This is a genomic window from Leifsonia sp. GW821-FHT13C05, from assembly GCF_058806515.1.
Genome location: NZ_JBXAPT010000002.1, coordinates 243,102 through 259,025, shown reverse-complemented (window position 1 = coordinate 259,025; position 15,924 = coordinate 243,102). Strand labels below are relative to the sequence as shown.

Here is a 15,924-nt window from a genome sequence, read left to right as displayed (position 1 = left end):
ACCGTGGTGACCGAGAAGGGGCGGTCCGTGGACGGACGCTCCGCCCTGAACGACGACGACCTCGCCGGACGCCTGGCGCTCGCGGTCGGCCGCCTCAACCGCCGGATGCGCTCGTCCACCGGCGACCTGAGCCACGGCCAGCTCTCCGCGCTGTCCACCATCGTCCGCCGCGGGCCGCTGCGCCCCGGCGAGCTCGCCGCCATCGAGGTTGTCGCCGCCCCGACCATCACCCGCGTGGTCGCCGACCTCGAGTCGCGCGGCCTGGTGCAGCGCGAGCCGGACCCGGACGACGGCCGCTCGTCGTTCGTCAGCGGCACCGAGGCCGGCATCGAGCTGCTCCTGCGCGCCCGCTCCGACCGGGCCCGCACGGTGCAGTCGATCATCGCCGAGCTGACACCGGAGCAGGTCACAGCGCTCGCGGCGGCCCTGCCGGCGCTGGAGGCTGCTGCGCACGTCTCCTAGCGGCGTCGGCCGTCGTCGCGCTCCGTACCCACCGGCTACGCGCGCTCGACGGGTGCCTGGAGTTCGGTGACCCAGTCGGGACCCGGCTCGTGCCCCGCCGCCTCCAGGTAGACCTCACGCGTCGGACCGGTGATGCGATAGCCGTCCGCGGAAAGCTGGTCGATCAGGGCCATCCAGGAGTCGCCGATGCCGGACATGTCGCCCCGGTGCAGCCGCGTCGCCGCCAGCGGGACGGCGGGAAGCTCGACCACGTCGTAACCGTCGCCCGGTTGCGGTGGATTCTCGGCGGGATACGAGATGGAGACCGCCATCCCGCCGTCGTCGAGCGGTTCGTACCAGAACGTGGAGGGGGCGAGAAGGGGACGCCCTGCCGCGGTCAGCGCCTGGTCGAGCGCGCCGATCAGGGGCCCGACGACGGGGCCGACCTTCTCCGGCCCTGTGCCGGGCGCCGTGCCGCTGACCGCATAGACGGTGACCGCATCCAGCGGCCGATACTCGATAGGTGTCGACATTCGTGCTCCTTCGCAGCGCAACGCAGTGGCAGCGTTGTCCCCCGAACATACCGGTCGGCGGCCGTCGGCGTCGCGTGCACCGGCCGCCTCGTCAGACCGCGAAGACCGCGACGGTCACGGCGACGCCGACCGCCACGAACACCGTGTCGCGCGCGCGCCAGCGCGACGGGGCGCGCTCCGTGCGGGTCGGGTGTGCGCCGAACGCCCGCGACTCCATCGCCAGCGCCATACGCTCGGCGTGCCTGATCGACGACGCCAGCAGCGGCACCACCGCGGCGAACGCGCGCCGCACGGCCGCGACGGGACCCCATCCCCCTGCGACGCCGCGCACCCGCTGGGCCTGCCTGATCAGCGCGAGCTCGCTGCCGAAGCGCGGCAGGAAACGGTAGGCGGCGATGGCCGTGTATCCGATCCGGTACGGGATGCGCAGCTGCGCGACGAGTGAGCGGGCCAGGTCGGGCCCGGTGGTGGTGAGTCCGCCGACGAGCGCGAGGGACACCAGCGCGCCGAGCCGCAGCGAGGTGGCGAGGCCCACCGCGAACGCACCGACGGTGTAGTGGAACTCCCCGACGGAGAACAGGATGCGCTGGTCCGCGACCCGGGAGGCGTCGGTCCAGAGCCCGAAGCTCAGCGCCATCACCAGCACGACCGCGGGCAGCACGAGCAGTAGCCCGACGACGATCGACGGACGCAGCCGGGCGCCGACGAGGATGAGCAGCACGGCGATGACGATGAAGATCAGCGGCGTCAGGATGTCGCGGGTGAACAGCAGCGCCACCCAGGCGGGGACGACGGCGGCCACCTTCGCGAGCGGGTTCAGGTGGTGCAGGAAGCGTCCGGCGGGCGCGGCGGTGGTGCCGTACGGATCGGTGGAGAGGAAGGTCACGGCGCATCCCCTCCCCGCAGGTCGGCGAGCCGGGTGACATGGCTCCAGCCGGGCACTCCGCTGAGCGCCCTGGCGAGCGGCGGCTGCCGCAGCCCGCTGCGTTCGAGCAGGGCGGCGTCGGCGAGGATGTCTGCGGTCGGTCCGTGGGCGGCGAGCGCGCCGTCGACGAGCACCGCCGCGTGCGTGGCGTACTCGGCGACCAGCTGGAGGTCGTGGGTGACGATGATCACCGTGGTGCCCTGCTCGTTGAGGTCGGCCAGCATCGCGAGCAGCTCGGTGGCGCGCTCGCGGTCCTGGCCGAACGTCGGTTCGTCGAGCACGAGCACGGGGGCGCCGGCGATCAGCGCGGTCCCGACGGACAGCCGCCTCTTCTGCCCTCCGGACAACAGGTATGGATGCGCGTGGCGGTGCCCGGCGAGATCGAGCGTGCCGAGCATCCCGTCGACGCGGCGCGCGATCTCGTCGGCGGGGGTGCGTCGCACGCGCAGGCCGTACGCGAGCTCGTCCTCGACGGAGTCGGCCACGAACTGATGCTCGGGATTCTGGAACACGAACCCGATGGCCGCGGTCAGCTCCGCGACGCTCGCGCGGGCAGGGTCGATCCCGCCCACGGACACGGTGCCGCGCGGCGGCCGCACCACCCCGGTGATGGCCTGCACGAGCGAGGTCTTCCCCGCGCCGTTCGCGCCGAGCACCGCGACGAAGTCGCCGCGACCCACCCGCAGCCGCACGTCGCGCAGCACGGTGCGCTTGCCGCGCCGCACCTCCAGTCCGCGCACGTCGACGGCGGGCTCGGTGGGCGCCTCGGGGCGCTCGGGCCGGTGGCGCTCGCCACCCGCGAACGCAGCTCCGGCACCCGCCACCACGTCCGCCAGCTCCTCCGCCGTCACCGGCAGCCGCTCCACGTCCCACCCCGCCGCCCGCAGCCGCAGCCCGGCGAGCGTCGCCACCGGCAGCCACACGCCCAGCGCCGCCAGCTCCTCCGCACGCTCGCGGAACACCGTCGCGACCGGTCCGTGCGCCACCTGCCTGCCCGCAGCATCCAGTACCATCACCGTGTCCACCACCGGCATCGCCGCATCCAGGTTGTGCTCCACCAAAACCACCGCCCTGGTCGAACCCGGCCCGGTGAGCGCGGCGAGCACCGCGTAGACCTCTTCCGCTCCGGCCGGGTCGAGGTTGGCCGTCGGCTCGTCGAGCACGAGCACCGGAGCCTCAAGGGCGAGCGCGCAGGCGATGGCGAGGCGCTGTTTGCCTCCTCCCGAGAGTGTGTCCGGGTTGTCGCCCCTGCGCTCCCACAGCCCGACGGCGCGCAGCGCGGCCTCCGCGCGGGCGAGCACCACGTCGGCAGGCACCAGCTGGTTCTCCGGGCCGAAGCAGACCTCGTCCAGCACCGTCGCGGTGACGAGCTGCGCATCCGGATCCTGGAACACCGTGCCGACGTGCTCGCTCAGCTCGGCGACCCGCGCATCCACGGTGTCGACGCCCGCCACGAGCACCGACCCGTCGAGGGTCGCGGGGACCGCGTGTGGCACCAGGCCGTTGAGGGCGAGGGCCAGCGTCGACTTGCCGCAGCCGCTCGGACCGAGCACCAGTAGCACCTCGCCGGGGTGGAGATCGAACGTCACGCCGTCGGGCGTCCACTGGTCGGCACCATCGTGCCGGATGCGCACCCCGCGCACCGACAGCGGCGGGGACGCGGGCTCGGGGGCCACGGCGCTCAGAGCGACAGTGTCGGCGATGGCGCGGCGAGTAGCGGCAGCGCGTCCGGGCCGGCGTCCCCGCTGCTGCCGCGCCGTGTGCGCACGACGGGCAGCTGCAGTCCGCGGCCCGCCCCCGTGCGGTCGAGCCCGGCGGCGACGGCGCGGCCCGCCCAGGTGAACAGGATCGGCGACACCACGAACAGGCCGATGTGCAGCACCTGCACCCAGGGCTGGCTCTGCTCCGCGCCCTGCGCGATGTACACACCGATGCCGAACACCAGCCCGGCCACCGTCACGGCCGCGTAGAACAGCCACGCCCTCCAGTAGCGGTAGAGCGTGACCGCGAACGGCAGTTCCTGCAGCAGCCCGATCGACCCGGCCGCCATCACCGCCGCGAAACCGATCGGCTGGAACGGCACGGAGACCAGGCCGGCGATCACCGAGGTGATCAGCGCGACACCGCCCCGGCGCAGCAGGGCCTGGGCGATCACGCCCGGCAGGAAGTACACGCCGATCACCGCGCCGTAGAACATCGGCGCAGCGGCGGCGAGCGTGCCGGAGATGTACGCGCTGATCGAGAACACGATCCCACCGGCGACACCGATCGCGGCGCAGGTGAGGAGGAGTCGGGTGCTGGTGTTCTTCATGTCCCCACCAGCGTAGATGAGGTAAGGATTACCTTACAAGCGCGCCTCCGGGCGGGAGAAGATGTTCACGAGGTTGCAGTCGGGGTCGCGGACGATGGCGGAGCGGTTGCCCCACGGCATCGTCGTGGGTTCCATCACGACGGCGGCGTCGGCGGTGGCCGCGTCGGCGCCCCCGATGTCGTTCCGGATGCGCGCGAACTCCGCATCCACGTCCTGCACCTGGAACTCGATGATGACGGAGGCGTTGCTGCCCGGGCGCGGGGCGCGGTCGCCGAGCATGGCGACGGTCGCTGTGCTGCCGATCGCGAGCGTGGCGCTCTGCGTGCGGAACTCGGCGAACACCGGCGCGGGGCGCGCGGCGGGGGTGCCGGTGACGAGCTCGTAGAAGTGCGCGAGCCTGTCGACGTCGTCGGTGATGATCCTGATCGAGGCGAAGTCCATGAGGGTCCTTTCGAGGGAGTCCGGCCGCGATCCGGCCGGTTGACTCCATCGTGGGCCGCCGAGGCGACACCGTCCTGTCGGTGTTTAGCGGGAGTTTCAGTCCGCGTCCCGGCCGAGGCCGACAGTGCGCAGCTCGCCGTACGGGATCTCCAGGTCTTCCGCCCGCAGAGTGCGCTCCGGCGCCCGTTCGCCGGTCGGGGTCGCCCGCACGATCCGGTCGCCCTTGAACGCCCGGATGCCGTCGCGGAGGCGGCACCAGCCGATCAGATACCAGTCCGTTCCCTTGCCGACGTAGCCGAGCGGCTCCACGTCGCGCACGGTCTCCGCCCCCGCGCGGTCGCGGTAGGCGATCGTGAGCACGCGCCGGGAACTGAGCGCACCGCCGAGCATGTCGCTGAGCGCGGACGGCGCATCCCGGACGGGACCGTCGTCCAGTAGGTGGATGCGCGCCGCGAGCTCGGCGGTCCGTGCGAGCCCGCGCTCGTCCATCACCGCCGCCACCTTGCGCGCCGCGGAGGCCGCAGCGCTGCCGAACGGGCTCGCCGCGAGCATCCCGAGCCCGATGCTGACGGCGAGCGCCTCATCCGGGGTGAAGCCCAGCGGCGCGAGGGTGTGTGCCGGGTCGATGCAGTATCCGCCCGTGCGGCCCTGCTCCGCCCAGATCGGCACGCCGGACTGCTGCAGCGCGGACAGGTCGCGCTCGATCGTGCGCGTGCTCACCTCGAAGCGCTCGGCGAGCCACCGCGCGCTCCGCGCCCGCGGCGCGACCGCCCGCAGCTCCTCCACCAGCGCATACAGCCGGTCCGTGCGGTTCATGCGTCGACGAAGACCGGGCTACGCCGGCGGGTCATCGGAGGGCGTCGACGGGGGACGGCGGCCGCCGTTCATGCCGGGCCGCGCAGCGATCACCGGATGCGCGCCGGTGTACCCCTGCCGCTCCTGCGCGATGGCCAGGATGCGCTGACGCTGCGCGAACCAGCCGATCACCAGCAACGGGATGATGATGACGAGCGACGCGACCGTGTATGTGCCCGTGGGGTAGTCGAACGCCATCAGCACGACGACGGCCACCAGGAACGCCAGCGTCAGGTACGCCGTGAACGGCGCCCCGAACAGCCGGAAGGCCGGTCGCTCGAGCTTGCCCTGCAGCGCCCACCTGCGCAGCTGCATCTGGCAGATCACGATCATGCCCCAGCTGGTGATGATGCCGAGGGATGCCACGTTCACGACGATGTTGAACGCCTCCTCCGGCACGATCAGGTTGAGGAACACGCCGAGCACACCGATGCAGGCCGTGAGCAGGATGCCGCCGTACGGCACTCCCCGCTTGTTCATGCGGCCGGTGAACCTCGGCGACGCCCCCGTCTGCGCCATCGAGTGCAGGATGCGCCCCGTCGAGTACATCCCGGCGTTCAGGCTGGACAGGGCGGCGGTGAGCACGACGAAGTTCATGATCGAGCCGACGATGGCGCCCAGCTCCGGCGATCCGAGATGGCTGAAGAACGTCACGAACGGGCTCTCGTCACCGCTGTAGACGTGGGAGGGGAGCAGCAGGGCCAGCAGCAGCACCGAGCCGCAGTAGAACACCGCGATGCGCAGCACGACGCTGTTGATCGCGCGCGGCATGATCTTCTCCGGATGCTCGGTCTCGCCCGCCGCGATGCCCACCAGCTCCACGCCCGCGTACGCGAACACGACGCCCTGCACGAGCACGATCGCCATGCCGATCGTCGCGATCCCGTGCGGCAGCAGGCCGCCGTTCTCCGCGAGCATCGCGATGCCGGTCGCACCCTGGTCGGTCGGCCAGCCGAAGGCGAGCACGACGATGCCGATGATGAGGAACGCCACCAGGGCCGTCACCTTGATCAGCGCGAACCAGAACTCCATCTCGCCGAACACCTTCACCGAGATGAGGTTGAGGCTCACCACCACGATCAGTGCGATGAGCGCGAGCAGCCACTGCGGCACCGAGGAGAATGCGCTCCAGTATTTGACGTAGAGCGCGATGGCGGTGGAGTCGACGATGGCCGTCATCGCCCAGTTGAGGAAGTACATCCACCCGGCGACGTACGCCATCTTCTCGCCGTAGAACTCGCGCGCGTACGACACGAACGAACCGGACGACGGCCGGTGCAGCACCAGCTCGCCGAGCGCGCGCAGCACGAGGAAGGCGAAGAACCCGCACAGCGCGTAGACGAAGACGAGGATCGGGCCGCCCTGTTCGAGCCTGCCGCCCGCCCCGAGGAAGAGGCCGGTGCCGATCGCGCCGCCGATGGCGATCATCTGCACCTGCCGCGGCTTGAGGCTCTTGTGGTAGCCCTCCTGCTCGCTCGAGAAGTCCTGAACCGCCTGGCTCATGTCGCCGATGTGTTCGCGATTGTTCTCCAGCTCGTCGGCCGGGTCGTGCTGTGTCATGTCGAGCCCCTCCGTGTTTCAGTTGTTCACACTAGTGAACGATGCGGCGTCAGGCGACAGCGAGCATCCCGGCCGCCGCGATGGCGAGCGCCAGCCCGACCCACTGGATGGGGGCGATCCGCTCCCGCAGGACCACGGCGGCGAGCACGATGGTCCCCGCCGGATACAGCGCGATCAGCACGGAGAACGCGGCGAGATCGCCGAGTCGAAGGCCGACGAGCATCACCACGTTCGCCACGGTGTCGAGCACCCCGCAGGCGAGAGCGAACGGGAGCCCGGGCAGCCAGCCGGCGGCGAGGGTGGGCCGCGCGTCGGGGGCGACCGCCGCATCCGGTGCCTGGCGGGTGGCTGCGCGCGCCCGCCTGGACCTGGCCTGCAGCGCGACCAGCCCGATCACCGCCAGCATGATGGCGCCGTTCACGCCGCGGTTCAGCACGAGGGGAACGAGCCCTGACGATTCCGGAGTCTGGTCGATGATGATCAGGAACGCGCCGATCATCGTCCCCGAGCCGACCGCCATCAGGATGCCGCGGACGCTCGGCCGCACCGCCCCCTTCTCCGGCACGAACCCGACGAGCACCACCGCCACGAGGGCCACGCCGAGCGCCGCGTAGCCGATCGGCGCGAACTGCTCGCCGCCGAGCAGCCCCCAGGTCATCGGGACGATCGCGGACACCAGCGCGGTGAGCGGGGACAGGATGCTCATCGGCCCGATCGCGAGGCAGGCGTACAGCAGCGAGATGGCGACGGCTCCGGTCACGCCGGAGAGGGCGCCCCAGCCGATCGCGGCAGCCGACCACTCTCCACCGAAGACCGGCAGGGCGATGAGCAGCAGCACGAGCCCGGACAGCGCGCCGATCGCCGTCACCCTGAGCGCGCTGATCCGCCGGGAGGCGATCCCGCCGAGGAAGTCGGCGGACCCGTAGACGAACGCCCCGACCAGCCCGAGGACGACGGTGAGCATCAGCTCCCGGCGAGCCGGTAGACGTGCAGCACGGCGCCGCTGTCGAACCGTTCGAGCTCGGCCAGCTCGAACGACCACTTCTCCCTGTCGTCGGGGAAGATGCGCAGGCCCCCGCCGACCATCACCGGGTAGGTGAGCAGGCGCAGCTCGTCCACGAGACCCCAGACCAGCAGGGAGCGCACGAGGGTCGCGCTTCCCGCCACCAGGATCGGGCCGCCGTCGCCCTCCTTCAGGTCGGCGACGGCCGTGCGCACCTCACCCTGGATGCGCGTGGCGTTCCAGCCGAGGTCGCCCGTGCCGCTCGCGGCCACCAGCTTCGGCATCGCGTTCATCTTGTCGGCGAACTCGCCGTCGCGCCCCGGCCAGGCCGCGCTGAAGCCTTCGAACGTCTTGCGTCCGAGCAGAAGGGACTCCGCCTCCATCGTCTCGCGCAGTTTGAACGCGTACAGGGCGTCCGTGCCGTACGGCATCGTCCATCCGGCGTGCGGATGCGTCGGCTCCCCTCCCGGGGCCTCGACGACCCCGTCGAGGGTCATGAACTCGGTCACGATCAATCGGCGCATGTGGCCGATGGTACCGCTGTTGCGGTCAGCGGCACTGCCCGGCGGTCGCGATCTGCTGGTCGCTCGGCCGCCCGTACGCCTGGATGCCGGAGCCGTCGTCGTCGAAGCCCATGCTGATCGCCCACGCGGTCGCCCACATCTCGTCGTCCGAGTTGAACACCGGCCCGGTGAAGAGCGTGCGGCACTCCGGGCGCACCACCTGCGAGTGGCCCACCTCGTGCGTGATGAGTGCTTTCGCATCCACGTCGCCCCGCGACCAGCCGTCGACGGTGTCGAAGTTGAGGTCGATGGTCGCCCAGCCGCCGTCCCCCTCGTGATACATGGTGGTGCCCGAATACCAGCCGGTGCCGTAGCCGCCGACCACCTGGTGCCACTGGAAGTCCAGGTTGACGCCGTGCGCGATGCTCCGCGCATACGCCTCGATCGCCGCGTGTGCGGGGTATGCCGGGTCCTGCTTCGCCGCCTGGCCCGCTGCCTCCGACGCTGCGACGGCGTCGGACGCACTGATGATCGCGGGCAGTCCCATCCCGGAGAAGCTGACCGAACCGGATGCTCCGGCCAGCGCGTGCGTGAGGCCGATCCTGCTCTCGTACGTGGCGTCGACGGCCGCCTTCATGGTGGCTTCAGCGCGCGCCTTGACCTGGCCGTAGACGGCCGTGCCGGCGGTGCCGACCTCCTTCTGCGCGGTCTTCATCGCCGCGAGCTCCGCCGCCCGGGATTTGAGGAGAGCGACTTCGCCGTCGGTCGATGTCCGGATGAGCAGCAGTTCCCGGATGACGGTCAGTGGCCAGAGGTCGGACGGACGGGACGGCACCGGTGTGACCTCCTCCGGCGCGTAGGTGAGGTCGTTGCTCGCGGAGTGGAGGTCGTTGTCCGCCTTCTTCAGCGCATCCAGTGCCGCGGCGCTGACGTACCCTGTGTGGGGCTGCGCGACGAAGCTGTCGACGGCGCTGGTGGTGACCTTCGCCTTGTCGATGGCGGCGCCGCGCTGGTCGGACACGTCGGTGAGCGCGTGGGCGACCTGCACGGACTGCTGGTTCGCCACGGTGAACCTGGCCTGGGCGAACACGGACCAGCCGTACGCCGCGCCGGAGACGACACCGGCTCCGAGCAGGATGGCGGCGGTGGCGACGATCCAGGGCCGGGCGCGCCGGCGTTCGCGGGGGCTGGTGGTCGGCGCGGTCGGGTGCGCGTCCGCGTGCGCGGTCGGGTGCGCGGCGTCGTCGGTCATGGTCCCCCTTGGTTTCCCCCGTGGTCGAGCTTCCACAAGCTATCAAAACCGGGGTGTTTTCCACAGATCCGCGACGGCCAGGTTTTCGTCGGTCCCGCTCGTTACGATCAGGGGATGAGTTGGAACGCGGAACACCCCTGGGAGCCGGACGAGCGCGACGCGCCACCGGAGTATCCGGAGGAGGCGTTCCCGCCTGACGACGCGTACCTCGGCGGTGCGGTGGAGTTCGGTGGTGCGGTGGAGTTCGGTGGTGCGGCGGCGGGGGCCGCGACTGCGTCGGCGCGCGTGGCGGATCCTCGGCGGGAGGTCCGCGCATCCACGGCCAAGTTCGCGAGTCCGGCCGAGGCGCTGCACACGGTGTTCGGCTACGACTCGTTCCGTGGGGAGCAGGCCGAGATCATCGACCAGCTCGTCGGCGGCGGCGACGCCGTCGTGCTCATGCCGACGGGTGGAGGCAAGAGCCTCTGCTACCAGATCCCGTCGCTCGTGCGCGAGGGCACAGGCGTCGTCATCTCGCCGCTGATCGCGCTCATGCAAGACCAGGTGGATGCGCTGACCGCCGTCGGCGTGCGCGCCGCCTTCCTCAACTCCACCCAAGATTCCGCCGAGCGGTCCAGGGTCGAGAACGCCTACCTCTCCGGCGAGCTGGATGTGCTCTACGTCGCGCCGGAGCGGCTGTCCTCCGAGGCGACAAAGCGGTTCCTCTCCGGCGGCAAGATCGCACTCTTCGCCATCGACGAGGCGCACTGTGTCTCCCAGTGGGGCCACGACTTCCGTCCGGACTACCTGGCGCTGTCCGAGCTGGGGGAGCGCTGGCCGGAGGTGCCGCGCATCGCCCTCACCGCCACGGCCACCGAGGCGACCCACCGCGAGATCACCGAGCGCCTCGGCATGCAGAAGGCGGCGCAGTTCGTCGCGGACTTCGACCGTCCGAACATCCAGTACCGCATCGTTCCCAAGGTGGAGGTGCGCAAGCAGCTGCTCGACTTCATCACCACGGAGCACCCGAACGACGCCGGCATCGTCTACGGCCTGTCGCGCAACACGGTGGAGCGCACGGCCGAGTTCCTCAGCGCGCGCGGCCTGAACGCCCTCCCGTATCACGCGGGACTGGATGCGCGGGTGCGCGCCCAGACGCAGGCCAGGTTCCTCCGCGAGGAGGGCGTGATCGTGGTCGCCACCATCGCGTTCGGCATGGGCATCGACAAACCCGATGTGCGGTTCGTCGCCCACATCGACCTGCCCAAGTCGGTCGAGGGCTACTACCAGGAGACCGGGCGCGCCGGCCGCGACGGCGTGCCGTCCACCGCCTGGCTCGCCTACGGCCTGCAAGACGTGGTGCAGCAGCGGCGCATGATCGACGACTCGCCCGGCGACCTCGCCCACCGCCGCCGCATGACGCAGCACCTGGATGCGATGCTCGCCCTCTGCGAGACCGTGCAGTGCCGCCGCGTCAACCTCCTGAACTACTTCGGTCAGCGCGCGGAGCCGTGCGGCAACTGCGACACCTGCCTCACCCCGCCGGAGAGCTGGGACGGCACCGTCCCCGCCCAGAAGCTGCTGTCGACCGTGGTGCGTCTGAAGCGCGAACGCAACCAGCAGTTCGGCGCGGGCCACCTCGTCGACATCCTGCGCGGCAAGCGCACCCCGCGCGTCGAGCAGCACGGCCACGACGCGCTCGCCACCTGGAGCATCGGCGCCGACCTCAGCGAGAGCCAGTGGCGCGGCGTCGTGCGGCAGCTCATCGCCCAGGAGCTGCTGAAGCCGGAAGGCGAATACGGCGTGCTCGCGATCACACCGCAGAGCGCCGCCGTCCTCGCCGGGGACCGCCCGGTCGTGCTGCGCCGCGAACCGGACCGCCCGGAGCGCCCGGCCCGCGCCGCCCGCTCCGCAACGGCGGCCGCCGACCTCGAACCGGCAGACCACCCCCTGTTCGAAGCCCTCCGCGCCTGGCGGGCAGAGGCGGCCAGATCGCAAGGCGTCCCCGCATACATCGTCTTCGGCGACGCCACCCTCCGCGCCGTCGCCTCCGCGAAGCCCGCCACTCTCGGCGACCTCGACGGCATCACCGGCATCGGCGCCAAGAAGCGCGAGGCCTACGGCGAGGCCCTGCTGGAAGTGGTGGCGTCGGCGTAGGCGGCGCCTTCGTAAAAGCGGACGTCCCGCGCCACCTCCGCCGCGTTCTCCGTCGGAACGGAGGACGCGGCGGCGTGTCGCGGGACATGTCCGGCTGAACGCCGGTCAGCGGGCAGGGCGGCGCATCCGGAGCAGGAGCAGGACGGTTCCGAGCAGCGCGGCGGCGAGGGCCGCGAGCAGCGGGACCGTGACCGACGAACCTGTCGCGGCGAGTCCGGCAGGGGTGTTGTCGGCCGGGGAGGTGACCGCCGGGGTCGTGCCGGGTGGAGTGGTGCCCGGGTCCGTGCCTCCCGGGGCGGCGGCTGCCGTTACCGTGATGGCCATCGAGCCCGTGACGCCCGAGGTCAGGCCTGTCACCACGATCGTGTGCGCGCCCGCTGGCGTCCCGCTGGGGATGCTCACGGTCGCCGAGATCGCGCCGGTTCCCGATGCCGTGAGCGTCGCCAGCTTCACCGGCGTCGAGTGCAGCCACACCTCGACCGTCTCGCCCGCCGTGAACCCGGAGGCCGTGAGGCTCAGCGCGCCGCCGACCGCCACCGTCCCGGACGACAGCGTCACGGTCGCGGGTGTGGTGCCCGGCTCACCGGGACCGCCCGGCTCACCGGGTCCGCCCGGCTCACCGGGTCCGCCCGGCTCCGTCACCACCGTGCACGCGATGGTGCCGGCGCGCAGCGCGTGGCCGTCGTCGTTCGTGTCGTCCGACCAGATCACCGGCTTGTGGCCGTCGACGCACTCCGCCTGCGGGGCGATCGCGAAGCCCTCGTTGTTGAAGTTGGGCATCCCGGTCGGCCGGGCGTACGTGGTGTCGACCGTGAAGTGGCCCGCGTCCGCACCCGTGGATGCGATCGTCAGCGTCTCGTGCTGCCCGTCGCAGGTGTCGTCGCAGACCGCCCACAGCTTCTGCGTCTCCTGGTCGAACTGCAGTTCCATCACGCCGGGCATCCCGCTCACGATGGTCGCGACCCTGGTGAATCCTGTGCCGGACTGGTCGAGCGCGTACGCGTAGATGGAGCCGTTCGCTTCGAGGCCGGTGAAGAACAGGCCGTCGCCGTGTCCGGGGTACGACGCAGGGTCGTAAGCCGCTCCGGTGTGCTGGTCGGCGAACCCGTTGGCCGTGAGGTACGCATCCGGGATCCAGGTGACCGCCTCGAGGCCCAGGTTCGGGCCGACCGCCGGAAGGTCGGCGGTGAGGTTCCAGTCGGCCGTCGCGGTGAGGCTCGTGCCGGGCTGCGCCGGGTCGAAGCGGAGGATGGCCGGGCGGCTCACGCCGTTGTTGGCGTTGTTGCGCTCGGTCGAGACGAAGATGCCCCCATCCGGACCCGTGCCGGTGATGGTGACGCCCTCCGAGTCCGGGTCGCCCGTGCCGTCGGCGTAATGCAGCGCCTTGCCCGCTGCCCAGCCGTTGGCCGTGTCCGGTGTCCACACCGTGCCGTTCTAGAGCAGGCGGTACAGGGTGCCCGGCCCGTTCTTCACGGCCCACAGCACGCCCGGCGCGCTGGTTCCGGACGCCTGGTAGTAGAGGCCGCTCATGTTGCCGCCGAGCACGGTGGCGTCGTCGGCGGTCGCGATCGTCGATCCGCCCGGCCACGGGGTGAGCTGCACATCGCCCTCGCACGCGTTCGGCGCGTTCTTCGTGGAAGCAGCCGTCGTGGCGAACGCGCCGGTGCCGTTGGGGCAGCGCCCGTAGGTGGTGGCGGCGTGCGCCGTCCATTCGTACGAGTCGACCAGGGTCGTGCCGTCCGGTGCGAAGAGGCGCGCGGAGTCCGCCCCTCCCAGTCCGAACGCCGCATCCACGTCGGCCGTGTAGTAGCCGCCCGCCGCGACGACGGTGCCGGCGGGGATCGGGAAGGCGTCGCTGTCCTTGTTGTCGCGCAGGATGTACCCGGACAGGTCGACCGGTGCGGAGCCGTTGTTGATGAGTTCGATCCAGTCGGTGGCGTCGCCGTTCGACTCGACCTCGTTGATGGCGACGGGGACGCTGCAGTCGTTGGCGGCGGCCTTGGTCGGCGAGGTGGTGGTGGTGAACGCGCCGGAACCGTCCGGGCAACGGCCGTAGGTGGTGGTCGCGTGCGCTGTCCAGCTGTACGAGTCGACCAGTGTGTGGGATGCGTCGTACAGACGGGCGGAGTCCGCGCCGCCGAGGCCGAAGCCGAGCAGGGATTCGTCGACGCTGAGGAAACCGCCGGCGGCGATGGTCGACCCTGCCGGAAGCGGAACGGCCGTGTGGGTGTCGTCGTTGTCGAGCAGCGACCAGCCGGTGACGTCGACGGTGGTGGTGCCCGTGTTCATCAGCTCGACCCAGTCGCCCGGCGTTCCGCCGCTCGACTCGACCTCGTTGATGACCACCGGCGATGGCGCGGGGGCTGCGGATGCGGGGGCCGCGACCGCGACCAGGGGAGCTGTGGCGAACGCTGCGGCCACCAGGGCCGCCATCGTTCCTCGCCAGTGAGTGCGCAAGCGTGTTCTCCTTCTGCGACGACGGGGGAGCGCGCATCGACGGCGACCGCGAGGCGACCGCGGCTGGCGCGGCTCACCGGATGGATGCGGCGCGCCCGGGTGCAGCTCGCGCGCCGCTCCGACGTGGATGCGAACACTCGCAGCTTCGTGACGCTGCGGGAACACGGGATGAACGGCTCGCGAACGGCGGATGACGCGCATCCATCGAGTCTGAGGTTCTTCACATCCGCGGGCTCGGGTGGCGTCGATGCAGGCGAGCCCGTCCCGCCCTCAGTACAGCGTCTCGTGGCGGGCGAGCTGGTCGACGAAGGTGGCGATGCGGCGGGCGCGGGTGTCCGCGCGTTTGGCCGTGGACACGCGGAAGATGATCGCGAAGCGGTTCTGGCCGCTGATGGTCTCGAAGAAGGACGCGGCCTCCGGGTTGGCGGCGAGGGCGGCGGCGAGGTCGTCGGGCACCGTCTTGTCCGACTGGCGCTGGTAGGCCGCATCCCAGCGGCCGTCGGCCTGCGCGCGCTCGATCTCGCGCATCCCGTGCTCGGTCATCGCGCCGGATTCGATGAGCGCCGCGACGAGTTCGCGGTTGCGCTGCGACCAGATGCTGCGGCGGCCGCGCGGGGTGAAGGTCTGCAGGAAGTGGGTGTCGTCGAGGCTGTTCCTGCGGCCGTCTATCCAGCCGAAGCAGAGGGCGCCGTCGACCGCCTCCGCGTAGGTGGGGCTCGTGTGGCCGGAGTTCTTCTTCGCGATGGCGAGCCGGACGCCCGCTTCCGTGTCGTGGTTCTGCTGCAGCCAGTCCCGCCAGGCTGCCGCGTCGGGGAGGTACAGGATGCTGTGTTCGGCCATACCTGAATACTGCCCGGAAAAGTACGGGGTGGCTGTAACGAAAGCGACGGTGTACTGTCCCGGTTCTGCGGGACGATCAGGGAATCTTTCCTGGCCGTCTCGTGTTATCAGAATGTGGACTGAAGCGACGATCTCGAAGGGAGACGCGATGGCACGAATGATCGAAGAGCTCGAGGATGAGACCGGCGCCGTAATCAAGTACAAGAGGCACGTCAACGGGCGTGGCCTCGTCGCGCCCACCGCGCGTGTGGCGGAGTCGGCGTTCATCGACGCGACCGCATACGTCGAGAAGGACGCCCGCGTCGGACTCGACGCATACGTCGGCGCCGGCAGCTGGATCGACACCGGTGCGACGGTCGGCGACCGCACCTTCGTGGGCGCGAACGTCCACGTCGGAGCCGGATGCGTGATCGGCAGCGGTGTGCGCATCGGCAGCAACGCCAAGCTGGGCCAGGCCGTCATGGTCGGCAACGGAGCGCGCATCGACCGCGACGCGCAGGTGGAGGCCGGCACGGTGATCGAGCTCCGCGGCTCCGCCGCAGCCCGCGCCGCCCTGTCGGCGCCCGTGCGCCCCGCGGTGCAGCACGCTCGGAGGGACGCCACCCGCCGCGCGGCGTAGCGCCCCACCCCACGAGATACCAGTAACTGTCGCGCATCCCGCGCGTTT

16 protein-coding genes are annotated in these 15,924 nt (G+C 71.2%); 3 read left to right on the top strand and 13 right to left on the bottom strand.

The window, feature by feature from the left end:
- The first annotated feature begins 3 nt into the window (after positions 1 to 3).
- A complete protein-coding gene (locus AC1ROC_RS07790) occupies positions 4 to 462 on the top strand; it encodes a MarR family winged helix-turn-helix transcriptional regulator (protein ID WP_247597166.1) in 459 nt (152 codons plus the stop codon).
- 35 nt (positions 463 to 497) lie between these two features.
- Here AC1ROC_RS07790 and AC1ROC_RS07785 read toward each other — a convergent pair whose 3' ends face one another.
- From AC1ROC_RS07785 to AC1ROC_RS07740, 10 genes are all read right to left on the bottom strand, one after another.
- Positions 498 to 974 carry a GyrI-like domain-containing protein gene (locus AC1ROC_RS07785; RefSeq protein WP_085370507.1) on the bottom strand — a complete coding sequence of 159 codons (477 nt, stop codon included), beginning with the start codon at positions 972 to 974 and terminating at the stop codon, positions 498 to 500.
- A 91-nt stretch (positions 975 to 1,065) separates the two neighbouring features.
- The gene (locus AC1ROC_RS07780) at positions 1,066 to 1,860 is read right to left on the bottom strand and encodes an energy-coupling factor transporter transmembrane component T family protein (protein WP_085370506.1); all 795 of its coding nucleotides are present in this window, start codon (positions 1,858 to 1,860) and stop codon (positions 1,066 to 1,068) included.
- A complete protein-coding gene (locus AC1ROC_RS07775; RefSeq protein ID WP_492999278.1) occupies positions 1,857 to 3,575 on the bottom strand; it encodes an ABC transporter ATP-binding protein in 1,719 nt (572 codons plus the stop codon). The genes AC1ROC_RS07780 and AC1ROC_RS07775 overlap by 4 nt, the downstream gene beginning before the upstream one ends.
- 5 nt (positions 3,576 to 3,580) lie before the next feature.
- A complete protein-coding gene (locus tag AC1ROC_RS07770) occupies positions 3,581 to 4,210 on the bottom strand; it encodes an ECF transporter S component (RefSeq protein WP_492999276.1) in 630 nt (209 codons plus the stop codon).
- Between the two features lie 33 nt (positions 4,211 to 4,243).
- On the bottom strand, positions 4,244 to 4,651 hold the full coding sequence (locus AC1ROC_RS07765) for a VOC family protein (protein ID WP_492999274.1): 408 nt from the start codon (positions 4,649 to 4,651) through the stop codon (positions 4,244 to 4,246).
- 96 nt (positions 4,652 to 4,747) lie between these two features.
- Entirely contained in the window at positions 4,748 to 5,467 is a 720-nt protein-coding gene (locus AC1ROC_RS07760; protein ID WP_492999272.1) for a helix-turn-helix transcriptional regulator, read from the bottom strand.
- Between the two features lie 18 nt (positions 5,468 to 5,485).
- The gene (locus AC1ROC_RS07755) at positions 5,486 to 7,066 is read right to left on the bottom strand and encodes an amino acid permease (RefSeq protein WP_492999270.1); all 1,581 of its coding nucleotides are present in this window, start codon (positions 7,064 to 7,066) and stop codon (positions 5,486 to 5,488) included.
- A 49-nt stretch (positions 7,067 to 7,115) separates the two neighbouring features.
- On the bottom strand, positions 7,116 to 8,030 hold the full coding sequence (locus tag AC1ROC_RS07750; RefSeq protein WP_492999268.1) for an EamA family transporter: 915 nt from the start codon (positions 8,028 to 8,030) through the stop codon (positions 7,116 to 7,118).
- Complete coding sequence (locus tag AC1ROC_RS07745) at positions 8,030 to 8,593, bottom strand: dihydrofolate reductase family protein (protein WP_168690327.1); 564 nt, start codon at positions 8,591 to 8,593, stop codon at positions 8,030 to 8,032. Before AC1ROC_RS07745 ends, AC1ROC_RS07750 begins: the two co-directional genes overlap by 1 nt.
- Before the next feature lie 25 nt (positions 8,594 to 8,618).
- Positions 8,619 to 9,824, bottom strand: coding sequence for a hypothetical protein (locus tag AC1ROC_RS07740; RefSeq protein ID WP_492999266.1), 1,206 nt, complete (start codon positions 9,822 to 9,824; stop codon positions 8,619 to 8,621).
- A gap of 114 nt (positions 9,825 to 9,938) precedes the next feature.
- On the opposite strand from AC1ROC_RS07740, the gene recQ reads away from it, so the two are divergent.
- Positions 9,939 to 11,960 (top strand): DNA helicase RecQ, encoded by a 2,022-nt coding sequence (recQ, locus tag AC1ROC_RS07735; RefSeq protein ID WP_492999264.1) that lies wholly within the window; start codon positions 9,939 to 9,941, stop codon positions 11,958 to 11,960.
- A 105-nt stretch (positions 11,961 to 12,065) separates the two neighbouring features.
- Here the strand turns inward: recQ and AC1ROC_RS07730 are convergent, their stop codons facing one another.
- From AC1ROC_RS07730 to AC1ROC_RS07720, 3 genes are all read right to left on the bottom strand, one after another.
- Complete coding sequence (locus tag AC1ROC_RS07730) at positions 12,066 to 13,385, bottom strand: esterase-like activity of phytase family protein (RefSeq protein WP_492999262.1); 1,320 nt, start codon at positions 13,383 to 13,385, stop codon at positions 12,066 to 12,068.
- 9 nt (positions 13,386 to 13,394) lie between these two features.
- Positions 13,395 to 14,417 (bottom strand): lamin tail domain-containing protein, encoded by a 1,023-nt coding sequence (locus tag AC1ROC_RS07725; RefSeq protein WP_492999260.1) that lies wholly within the window; start codon positions 14,415 to 14,417, stop codon positions 13,395 to 13,397.
- 270 nt (positions 14,418 to 14,687) lie between these two features.
- On the bottom strand, positions 14,688 to 15,257 hold the full coding sequence (locus tag AC1ROC_RS07720; RefSeq protein ID WP_492999258.1) for a YdeI/OmpD-associated family protein: 570 nt from the start codon (positions 15,255 to 15,257) through the stop codon (positions 14,688 to 14,690).
- A gap of 148 nt (positions 15,258 to 15,405) precedes the next feature.
- On the opposite strand from AC1ROC_RS07720, the gene AC1ROC_RS07715 reads away from it, so the two are divergent.
- Entirely contained in the window at positions 15,406 to 15,876 is a 471-nt protein-coding gene (locus AC1ROC_RS07715; protein WP_492999256.1) for a DapH/DapD/GlmU-related protein, read from the top strand.
- Positions 15,877 to 15,924: the final 48 nt, after the last annotated feature.